Origin of the sequence: Peptoclostridium litorale DSM 5388, assembly GCF_900141635.1 — a bacterium.
Taxonomy (GTDB): domain Bacteria; phylum Bacillota; class Clostridia; order Peptostreptococcales; family Peptostreptococcaceae; genus Peptoclostridium; species Peptoclostridium litorale.
Genome location: NZ_FSRH01000001.1, coordinates 369,930 through 381,136, shown reverse-complemented (window position 1 = coordinate 381,136; position 11,207 = coordinate 369,930). Strand labels below are relative to the sequence as shown.

6 protein-coding genes are annotated in these 11,207 nt (G+C 38.4%); 3 read left to right on the top strand and 3 right to left on the bottom strand.

Going from position 1 to position 11,207, the window contains the following annotated elements:
• Positions 1-528 precede the first annotated feature (528 nt).
• A complete protein-coding gene (locus tag BUQ87_RS01710; protein WP_052635821.1) occupies positions 529-2,679 on the bottom strand; it encodes a bacteriohemerythrin in 2,151 nt (716 codons plus the stop codon).
• A 178-nt stretch (positions 2,680-2,857) separates the two neighbouring features.
• Between BUQ87_RS01710 and BUQ87_RS15705 the strand changes: the two genes are divergently transcribed.
• Both BUQ87_RS15705 and BUQ87_RS01700 read left to right on the top strand, forming a co-directional pair.
• Positions 2,858-3,694, top strand: coding sequence for an RNA-guided endonuclease TnpB family protein (locus tag BUQ87_RS15705; protein WP_330391180.1), 837 nt, complete (start codon positions 2,858-2,860; stop codon positions 3,692-3,694).
• A 216-nt stretch (positions 3,695-3,910) separates the two neighbouring features.
• Positions 3,911-5,062 (top strand): WG repeat-containing protein, encoded by a 1,152-nt coding sequence (locus BUQ87_RS01700; RefSeq protein WP_052635822.1) that lies wholly within the window; start codon positions 3,911-3,913, stop codon positions 5,060-5,062.
• A 104-nt stretch (positions 5,063-5,166) separates the two neighbouring features.
• Here BUQ87_RS01700 and BUQ87_RS01695 read toward each other — a convergent pair whose 3' ends face one another.
• A complete protein-coding gene (locus BUQ87_RS01695) occupies positions 5,167-5,688 on the bottom strand; it encodes a nucleoside-triphosphatase (RefSeq protein WP_038260760.1) in 522 nt (173 codons plus the stop codon).
• A 334-nt stretch (positions 5,689-6,022) separates the two neighbouring features.
• Between BUQ87_RS01695 and BUQ87_RS01690 the strand changes: the two genes are divergently transcribed.
• Positions 6,023-9,037 carry a diguanylate cyclase domain-containing protein gene (locus BUQ87_RS01690; RefSeq protein WP_038260763.1) on the top strand — a complete coding sequence of 1,005 codons (3,015 nt, stop codon included), beginning with the start codon at positions 6,023-6,025 and terminating at the stop codon, positions 9,035-9,037.
• A 173-nt stretch (positions 9,038-9,210) separates the two neighbouring features.
• Here BUQ87_RS01690 and BUQ87_RS01685 read toward each other — a convergent pair whose 3' ends face one another.
• Entirely contained in the window at positions 9,211-11,145 is a 1,935-nt protein-coding gene (locus BUQ87_RS01685) for a GGDEF domain-containing protein (RefSeq protein ID WP_207647162.1), read from the bottom strand.
• Positions 11,146-11,207 lie beyond the last annotated feature (62 nt).

Below are 11,207 nucleotides of genomic sequence, written 5' to 3'. Positions count from 1 at the left end.
TATTCCTATAACAGAATCAATTTGTCTTGGCCTACCTCTTTTGTCATCGCTATTTTTTTCAATTTTTTCATTAAAATCATTTTTTTCAAGGTATTTAACTACAGTCCTATAGTTATGGCCTGTTAACTTACATATTTCACTTACATTTTTTCATTTAAAAGTGTACAGTTTTTTGATATGCTTAATTCGAGTCATTGTTAACATTCCTTTCTACCCCCTTTTAGATTCGACACCTAAAGGGTAGTATATTTTGTGGATGTTGACAATGACTTTTTCCATTTTTGAATTGTATTTTATTTTTGCAATTGTTTGTATTTTAATTTTACACTATACATGCTGTGGAGCTAGTAAAGAAATAGTTGTTGATTACTTGAATAGATCAAGATATATTTGAATAATAAAAAGTTCTGCCAAATCCAATCTGGCAGAACTTTTTTATTTATTATTACTGTTCAAGTGGGATTTTTCTGTATAATCAATTACGAAGTGCAAAAAATTAATTTTACTTTGCTCTCTTTCGGTTATTTATCATGGATTCATTTCTATGAATACTGCACCATATGAATTCTCCATAAAAGGGAAGAATTCACTATCTTCTGCAAGCATATGTTCCTTTATCACATCGATAGCCAGAAACTGGAAAATTTCTCCGGTAGATGTCGTGTTCGCTTTGAATTTCCGTGATAATTCTTTTCCTTTCAATAGCAGTTCTTCATGCACATTGATGTGGTGTTTGATATCCGGATAATTAATTTCATCAAGGAACTTTTCCTCGTCTTGGAAATGCTGTTTCGTATGATTCAAAAGACTCGAGATGATTGTGGCAATTTTGGGTGTCGGTTGCTCTGTAAGAATTGCTTCAAGGAGTTCATTTGCAATGAAGAACAAGTTCTGATGCTGTTCATCAATGAGTTTATGACCACAATTGAATGATTCTTGCCATATCAGTTTGGCAAAAATGTTTGTAGTTCTTTTAGAATCGCCTAACACTGCAAATTCCACTCGATTTCTACCCGAAGATTTGGACTTATATAACAGATTATCAGCTTGCTCAACGATTTTATACACTTGTTCACTGCTAACCGCATTTGATTCGAAAATAGTATTATAAACGGTCACAACACCAAGGCTCACTGTAACAACATCAGCAACAAGAGACTCTTTATGAGGAATGGCTAGATTGAAAATGCTTTGGCGGATTTTCTCAGCAATCTGAACTGCTCCTTTATTATTTGTCTCTGGTAGAATACAGGCAAATTCTTCACCTCCATAACGTGCAGCTAGATCAGCAGGGCGAAGAATACAGCCAGCAATCACACCAGCAACCTTTTGTAAACATTTGTCGCCATTGACATGGCCATAATTATCATTAAACAACTTAAAATAGTCTAGGTCTAGAAGAATCACTGACAGTGGTTCTTCGGAACGGGAGTGTCGATTATACTCATGTAAAAGTACCTCGTCAAAACGCCTCCGATTAGCAACGCCTGTCAGTCCATCGGTAACACTCAGGATTTCAAATTTTTTCTTTTCTTCTTCCATCTTTTTTCGTTGGTCGATATTTCGGATTACTGCAAGGACATGCCCTTTACCACCGATTGTTGTATTACTTAAACTCACCTCAATCCAGAAGCATTCACCGTTTTTTCGTTGTGCAAACCATTCAAACAACTGTGGCCCTTCTTCAACGGTCTTTTTTACTTTCTTTAATGCTTCTTCTTGGGTGAACTGTTGCCTTCTGGAACTTATATCTCCAATATTGAGCTGCAAAAATTCTTGATTTTCATAACCGAACATTTTCAGTGTTGTCTGGTTAACATCAACAATTTTTCCTGTATTTGCATCATGAATAAAGATTGCTTCACTTGTTGAATTGAAAATCTCTCGATAATTTCTTTCGCTTGCAACTAATTTCATTTCAGCATATTGTTCCTCTGTGATGTCTTTTCCCTCAGAGAGAATATATTCAAGATCTACATTATCATCATGAACAGGTGTGAGAGAAAAAAAAATATATATAATGTCTCCCTTCTTATCCATATGGGTTGTTTCAAAATTAATTGATTTTCCTTTTTTGACTTCTTGAACAGCATCTTTAATCTCAAGTTGCAGTTTCTTAGAATGAGACCAGTGTGGTAATTGCCAGAGGTATTTTCCTGTTAACTCACTTGGTTCACCATCTACCATATCATATGCATTTTTATTCGCGATGATTAATCGGCCATCACGATCAAGTAGCTCAGTTAATTGAAACCGGTGATTTATAATGGCATCAAGCTTCTTTTCTGTTTGAAGCTTATCATTTTCTATCTTTTTTCGTGTGGTAATATCATTCAAAATAACCAATATAGTATGGTGGTTATTCTCTAAAATGACGGAAAGCGAAACTTCAGCAGTAAAAGTTTTTCTGTCAGCTCTCATATAAAGCCATTCAAAATTATGAGAACCTATGTCTATTGCGGTTGCTAATATTTCGTTAGCTTTTTCGTAAGATAAGCGACCATCTGGTTGATACTTCGGGGATAATTCAGATGGGTGTTTATTTATGATGTTTTGTTTGTTTTTGAAATGAAACAGTTTAATTGCTGATGCGTTGCAGTCAACAATTTTATCCTCCACCATAACGAGGATAGGACTAGCAGACTTTTCAAAAAGTTCATGTAAACAGTGTTTTTCCAATTTAATCATCCTCCATAATAATTGTTGGAAATGAATTAGTCATAAAATCAAAACTTTGCTCCTTTTCGGATTAGTCAACCAGTATTTATGAAAAGTGGCCGAGAAGAAATCTTACTCACAAAATAATTACCCTATGGTTCAGTAGTATAAACAGTCGGAGTCGAGTCTAGGCAAGCGTATGTGTAGCATCAGACAGCATAGAATTTTCGATGGCTTGATTAAGTCCTGTACTATATCAAGAACGCCATCTGGAAAATACTTTGTGTCTGTACTGGTCGAAACTGAAACTGAAAAACTCCAGCAAACAGATGTCAAAGTAGGCATAGATGTAGGACTCAAGGAATTTGCGGTGCTATCAGATGGCACAGCATATAAGAATCCGAAGCATCTGAGAAAATCAGAAAAGCGACTTGCCAAGCTCCAGCGAGAACTTTCGCGCAAGCAAAAGGGTAGCAGCAATCGTAACAAAGCCAGACTCAAGGTTGCTAAACTGCATGAGAAGATAGCAAATCAAAGAAACGACTTTCTTCACAAGACAAGTACGAAGATTATTAGCGAAAACCAAGCAATAGTAATCGAGGATTTGAAAGTGAAAAATCTAATGCAAAATCATAAGCTTGCCAAAGCCATCTTTGAAGTATCCTGGAGCATGTTCAGGGCAATGCTAGATTCTGCCCGCTTACGCAAATTAGTAGCCGATACTTATCAAATTGATCCTAAATCTGTTACTGGGTATATGTTGGGCGAATACGGCAGTACTGCTTTCCTTGTTTTGAGTCATGTCAATGTTTCTGGCATTCCATTTATAGAATTAAACAAATATTTCGAAGCAACAGCAGACATTAAGGATTCTGAAGTAGTAAAAACTTCGATTGTTGGTGCCGCCTATAAAGTGTTGAATGGTAAAGGTTGGAACAATGCGGGTGTTTCTCAAGCTGCAATTACAATGGCAAAAGCAGTTCTATTGGATGAAAAGAGTGTCTACCCTGTTTGTGCTACTTTGCGCTGTCAATAACACGATTATCTGCCTTGGTACGGCATATACGGCATAAAAAGGATGTAAGCTTTGTGGGCTATGTCAGGTAGGGCGAGATCATTTTGCCTGCAAAGGAGATAAGGGACAAATATGTTTATCGAACCATTTGAAAAACCGGAAGACTTTTTTAGATTTGTGATATAATGTAAATTGATTTACTATACTCAATGACTTTAGTTAATAGGGGGACTTGAAATGAAAAAAATTAGAATGATTTTATTGATGTGTACGATAATTTTTTCTATAGGAGGCATAGCTTATGCTGATGATGACGCAGCTAAAATAGTTGAAATCACTAGCAATGATTCAATAAACAATGAGAATTCATTATATCTGATTAAGCGCGCTGTTAAATGTGGCTACATAAACAATAAAGGTGAAATTGTCATACAGCCGCAATTCGAAGAAGCATACGATTTTTCAGAGGGATCAGCTATAATATTTGATAAAACTTCCCGTAGGTATGCATATATTGACAACACAGGCAAGCAAATAACGGAATTCAAATTTGCAGACGCGATGGATTTTAGTGACGGGATGGCATTGGTTTCTGTCATGGAGGGCGATCAAAAAAAGTGGGGGTATATTAATAGAAGTGGTGAAATGGTAATAAAGTTAGATAAGCCTTTTGGTGGGTATTTGCATTCGTTTTCAGAAGGGCTGGCTGCAGTACCGGTGTCTGTTGGAGAAGGCAATAAGATGGAAACTAAATATGGATTTATAGATAAACAGGGTAATATGGTCATAGAAGCAAAATATGCTTTTGCCGCCAAATTTACTGAAGGGCTGGCACCTGTTAGAATGGATACATATGGAAAATACAGGTATATAAATAAACAGGGAGAGACTGTTATAGAGGATAAGTTTAACATAGCATATGACTTTTCGGAAGGAATAGCAAAGGTAGCGGTAATGGAGTCAGGCCTATTCAAATATGGGTATATAAATAAACAAGGTGAAACAATAATTGAACCTAAGTACAGCAAGGCAGGAAATTTTAGTGAAGGTGTTGCAATAGTTTCAATGGATGCTTGGGGTGATGATTTATCAATAATTGATAGTACGGGAAAAACTATTGCAAATACAAAATACAAAATATTTGATGATGGACAACATTTTTCAGAAGGACTTTTAGGGGTGTCGTGGCAAGAAAGTTTCGAAACTCCGCCATATATGAAGTATCATGTAGGCTATATAGATAAAAATGGACAATTTAAAATAAAATATACTGATACTAGTACAGTTGGCTTTGGAGATGCAAGGGATTTCAAAGATGGAGTAGCCCTTTTCAATAGTTACTATATAGACAAGCAGGGCAATAAAATAGCAGATTACATTAAATACTAGAGATACAGAGAGCGAAAGATAAAGTGTGTATTTTCCTTGGAACTGGTAGAGCCGATTATCAGTCAAGTAGGTACACACTTTTTTTATGCTAATGATGGCGGAAGCTATTTAATTCCCAATTTAGTTAATACTATGCTTGGGATATCATTTCTATTTTCTAAGTTTAGTTCAATCACCTCGATCTCTTTTGATCTTTTGAATTCATCTATCCAGGGAAAGTTGCGGTAGCATATGCTTCCGATTACTATGGATGGTCTTTTTATGATGATTTTTAGAAGAGTTTTGAACTTTTCCGAATGCATTTCCATAGGTCCAACTTCGTCTATAACAATTACTTTGTCATCATCAATACCACTTTCTATACTGGACAAGCACAACTCTTCAAAAGTTTCTATATCCAAGCCATACTTACCATGCCTCAGCCCGCTTTTTGAATCTGTCGAGGCCAGTATTCCTTCTCTTCCATCTAGCGTTTTAATTTTAAATCCGGCTCTTTTTTGGTTTTTTCTTATTTCTTCCGTATAGAAGCCCTTGCATTTCTCAATGCCAATTTGAGATACTATTTCCTTTATTGCAGTTGTCTTGCCGCTTCCTGGTTTTGCAGTTATGAATATTTTATTTTTCATATATTGTACCCCCTATAATATGCGCAGGTGCAGCCCATGTTTCGCTCAATATGATTTGCAATTGAATTATGTAATATATACAATAACCAATATATTGTGCACCTAAACACAGTTTGGATATGGAAGCTGGAAACAAACAGGCAATTAAAACGGATTAAATAGGTGTGATGGCTGTTTTAAGTGCGTGGGCAAGAATAAAATCTTAAGTGAATTAATATATTATAGTATAATATAAAATATAAGAGAATTAGATTATCGGTTATCATTATTTGGTGATGGACACGGAGTTAATGGTTAAAGTCTTTTGGATTGGATATGGATTAAGGAGAATTTGATGATAAAGAAAATACTTGTAATGCTCATAATTACAGTCATTGTACACGTAGGTGCCCATGCTGATGAAACGGTGAAATTTACCAAGTCGACAAATTTCACGTTTAAATCGCTGACATTGGGAGATGGTTTGTCAAACGGTTCAGTCTATACAATCGGGCAGGACAGTAGAGGCGCAATGTGGCTCGGCACTGACGATAGATTGAACATGTATGACGGGATAGACTTTACAAATTTCGAGAATGATCCAGAAAACATAAATTCAATCGCTTCAAATTCAGCCAGTAATATTTTTATCGACAGTGGGGATAATATCTGGATAGGAACATGGGGCGCTGGTTTGGATAAGTACGACTATGCTCAGAAGCAATTTACCCACTATGCAAATGACCAAAATGACCTGAACTCACTGGGCGACAACAGGGTTCAAACTGTTTTCCAGGATTCGTCTGGAACGGTATGGGCAGGAACCTATGCGGGTGGATTAAACAAGCTGAATGAGGCTGAAGGGACATTTGTCCGCTATATGAACGATCCGCAAGATCCAACCAGCATAAGCAACAACCGTATATGGGGAATATGTGAAGCAGATGATGGAAATCTGGTGATTGCAACAAGTGACGGATTAAACTATTTTGACGTTAAAAACGGCATATTTGAGAGCTATAAAAATAATCCGGAGATGCAGGGCACTATCGCCTCGTCAAGGACGAGAGCTGTGCATAAAGGGGCCGACGGTGAAATTTGGGTCGGAACTGAGAGTGGAGTCAGCCTATTTGACTCTGAGAGCAAGACGTTTCAAAATTTTAAGCCTGAGCTGAGCAGGTCAGGCATGACGAGCAGCGTTGTAAACGTACTTCTCTTAGATGACAAGGGAACGCTGTGGGTTGGCGGAAGCGATGGGTTGCTTGAATTTGATGTGAAAGAAAAGAAATTCGTCAATTATTACCGCCACTCCGAACAGGATGCAGGCAGTCTGGTCAATAATAACGTCAGGGCGCTCTATCAGGACCGATCCGGACTTATTTGGGTGGGCACTCGAGGCGGAGGTGTAAGCATATTCAATCCGGATATTTCGTTTTCACATATAGAAAACAATACGGACAATATAGAAATCGAAACACTTATGATTGATAAATCAGGGAGCCTGTTGATCGGTAAAAGTGACGGATTATTTAAATACACTCCATCAGACGGGCAAACGCAATTGATATTCGACTTGAAACCCAACACTGTATGTGAAGACAGCCAAGGCAATATTTGGGCAGGTTTTACTGATGGGTTGATATATAAATTTGAACACAGTACTTTTACGAGTAAAGAAATAAAAGTGCCATTCGATGACGAGCATGTCTCTGTCATGGGATTATTTGCAGACGGAGATGATCTTTGGGTTGCGACTTACGGAAGCGGCCTGTATCTTATTGATACAAAATCAGAAGATGTTAAAGAGGTTTATGTGAATGATGAAAATAATCAGTCAAGCATAAGTGGAAACGAAATTTGGTCGATTTTTAAAGATTCCAATGGCAGGCTGTGGTTTGGCACACAAAGTGGAGTGAGCTTACTCAATAGGGATGCAAATACGTTCTCTTCATACATTACAAATTTTGTCTATTCCATTCATGAGGACATAGACGGTACAATGTGGCTGGGTTCGAGAGATGGCCTTCATAGCATTGGAATCGATCCGACTTCAGATCTTACGGATGAAACTGTTGAAATCAAAAGATATGATCAAAGTGATGGGCTCCCAAACAATATGGTCTATTGCATACAGGAGGATTACAAAGGAAACCTCTGGGTAAGCACCGAGTATGGAATATCCAAATTTGATAAAACGAATTCAAGTTTTAAGAACTACAGCAAGAAAAACGGACTTAGGTATGAAAAGTTTAAACCTCATGCTTCAGCCAAATCTGCAGATGGTGAAATATTTTTTGGAGGCACTAACGGAATCACCAGCTTTTTTCCTGAAGATATCAAGGAAAGCAAGACCGTGCCAAATGTAATCATCACTAAAATTGAGATTAACGGAAATCCTCTTGAATTCGACCAGTCGATTGATCGGGTAGAGGCAATAAATTTGAATTACAAGGACGTTTTATTTTCGTTCGAATTTGCAGCGCTCGATTTTACGGACATCAGAAGCAATCAGTATGCATACATGCTCGAGGGGTTTGACAGTGACTGGATATATGTGAAAAATAGAAATTACGTCAGTTACACAAGTATTAAACCCGGAGAATACACATTTAGGGTGAAAGCATCCAATAGTGACGGACACTGGAATGAAGAGGGAAAAGAGATCAAGATAATTATTACGCCGCCGTGGTGGAATACTGTGAAAATCAAAGCGACTGGTTCGATTTTTGTGATTATACTGCTTATGGGCAGTTACTATATCAGAGTCACGAGCCTTAAAAGGCGCAATGCAATGCTTGAAAAGAGGGTGGATGAAAGAACAAGGGAACTGGCAGTCCTTAATGAAGAATTGATTAAACGGGCTTCAGTAGACGGCCTGACGCAGTTAACCAATAGAAGATACGGTGATATTCATCTGGAGACGGAATGGAAAAGGGCTCAAAGGGGCCAATTTGAGCTGTCGATTATTTTTATAGATATCGACTACTTCAAGCCTTACAATGACTTTTATGGACACCCTAAAGGTGACGAGTGCTTGAAATTGTTTAGCGCTTTGTTGAGCAAAACGTTAAAGAGACCTTCAGATCGGGCATGCCGCTATGGCGGTGAAGAGTTTTTGCTGATTTTGCCCGATACACCTTTAGAAGGCGCCGTTAAGGTCGCGGAGACCATACAAAAAGAATTAGGGGATCTTGAAATCCCACATGAAATGTCAAAAATAAGTGAATTTGTAACGTGCAGTATGGGCATAGCTTCAATCATTCCTCAGAATGAATTTGGCATGGCGGATTTGGTTAAAAGTGCAGACATTGCACTTTATAAAGCGAAGGAACAAGGGCGGAATCGGATTGTAGTAGGTGATGCAGTATAATCAAACTCACCTTTGGTGATTGGCAGCTTGATATAATATTGTAAATCTGTGCTGGAAACGCAATGCAATCAAAAAAAGCCCTGCAAAATAGCAAACTAAAATGGGCAGTTGCAGAATGACTTAGGTCTAAAATACATTCTGCAACTGCCCAATGATTTGTGAAAATTATCATGTTAACGCAAACGAGGGTTCTCTTCAAGCACACTCATCTTTGGCTCATAATATTTGTGATTGCCTTTTCCTGAATACTTCATATTATACATGGCAATATCCGCTTTTTTCAAAAGGGTGACGTAATCGTTGCCGTCATCTGGTGCCTTGCTGATTCCAATGCTCACACCGATGTTAAATTCATGGTCTTCAATATGGTATGGTCTGCAGACATCATTTTTAACTTGGCTGAGAATGCCTTCCAGCTCATTTTGTGAATGCACGTCTTTGAAGAGTACGGCAAACTCGTCTCCGCCCATGCGGGCCGCGAAGCTTTTATTGTTGAGAGTTCCAGCCAATCTGTGGGCCACCCCAACAAGAAGCTTATCGCCGACGTCATGACCAGCAGTATCGTTTATGTTTTTAAAGCCGTCCAAATCAAGGAATGCCAGATAAAGCGGCTCGTTGCAATCTTTAAGATACGACTCCACCGTCTCTTTGAAATAATGTCGGTTTGGAAGTCCTGTCAGGTGGTCGTGATAAGCCATAAATCGGGCATTGTCCTCGGAACGCCGAAGTTCCGTAATATCATTCCAGAGTATGATCACTTCACTCGGGTTGGATGGCTTATCAAGCGATCTATCATCCACGTGGTCGCATATCCATTCAATCTTGTTTTCGAAGATACGATCACCAAATTTATATTCAAAGCGACTGCTTTGCCCTTTTTGGATATCCCTCAAATGATTGCTGATCAGAGATATATAATCAGATGGCATAAAGTTATCGAGCTGTTTGCCCTGACTGGATTGAGCATCTACGCCGATCAGCTGCAAAGCTTTGCCCTCGCAGTGCCGCACTATGAACCGATTCTCAACGATACTTAGCCTCAACACCACACTTGGCAGTATCTGCACCGTCTGCCTGTAGATTTCAGCCACTTCAAGCCTTTCTTTTTTCAATTGGAGCAGCCTGTTGAATTTTTTATTGTTGTACAGCATTATCAGATAGCCCAGAAGCCAGACTGACATAAGCCCGCATATAGCCGTCAGGACAACACGAATGCGAACTGCATTCTGCTTGTTTTTGTTCAGCGCAAAAACAAGCACTTCATTATCATTCAGCTTTGTGTACCTTTTACACTTTTTTTGATTGTCCATAGTGAATTCCAGTCTCAGTGAATCTTGAACCTCAAGTTCAACTGCTTTGTTGAGATAGTACGTGTCTTCTGCTGAAAAAGAGTTGTATGAGCCATACTCGATTGTAAAGTCCTGTAATTTAGACCGGTTTTCATGTTGAAACCTGTTGTTCCATGCGTCCACATTGATTATTGCGATTTCATCAATGAAATCGGCACCATCTGCAAGCTTCGCGAATACTTTATTTGTGTCATGGTCATTAACCATATTGAATGCCTTTTTATCGTTTATGAAGAGGTTTAGCAAGTATGGCTGTCCAGGCACTTTCAAATATGAGAATATGAATATCCCTTCTTGCTCATACGCCTTCGACCTTGGCCCGATCCAGAAGGACTCCCTTGAAGTCCCTTTATCCAAAGTTACACGGCCGTCGTCAAAAAGTTGCCTGAACGCAGTGTACCAAAATCCCCACTTTTTTGTCGAAAGCCCAACTTCCGCCTTGGAGGTAGACTTTTCGATAATGACATCGTCACCTGTATCTTTGAAGAGTGCAATTCCGGAAATTTGATATTCAGACAAGAGACGATTCAGTTCTTCCGTTGTAATCTCAGAAAAATCCCGTCCGTTGAAAAAAGTGAGGATATCCCTGGAAAAGGCTTCTAGAATCTCGGTCTGATAGGATTCGACAAGAACGTTTACATCCACGGTTCTATTAACTTCATATGTAATGCCTTGCGTCAACTGCTCAATTTGTGACTCCTGTTGATTTGAAATTGTGTTTTCAAGCGCGCTGATTGTTATAAACATTATAAAAACCATCACAATCCCGACAAGAAGTCTAATTGATTGTTCCAATATTGTTCTATTAGACAATGTAACTC

Excerpts from the sequence above, each read along its gene's own strand:
- BUQ87_RS01685 (WP_207647162.1), bottom strand. The coding sequence starts at position 11,145 with ATGGTTTTTATAATGTTTATAACAATCAGCGCGCTTGAAAACACAATT.
- BUQ87_RS01695 (WP_038260760.1), bottom strand. The coding sequence starts at position 5,688 with ATGAAAAATAAAATATTCATAACTGCAAAACCAGGAAGCGGCAAGACA.
- BUQ87_RS01700 (WP_052635822.1), top strand. The coding sequence starts at position 3,911 with ATGAAAAAAATTAGAATGATTTTATTGATGTGTACGATAATTTTTTCT.
- BUQ87_RS15705 (WP_330391180.1), top strand. The coding sequence starts at position 2,858 with ATGTGTAGCATCAGACAGCATAGAATTTTCGATGGCTTGATTAAGTCC.
- BUQ87_RS01690 (WP_038260763.1), top strand. The coding sequence starts at position 6,023 with ATGATAAAGAAAATACTTGTAATGCTCATAATTACAGTCATTGTACAC.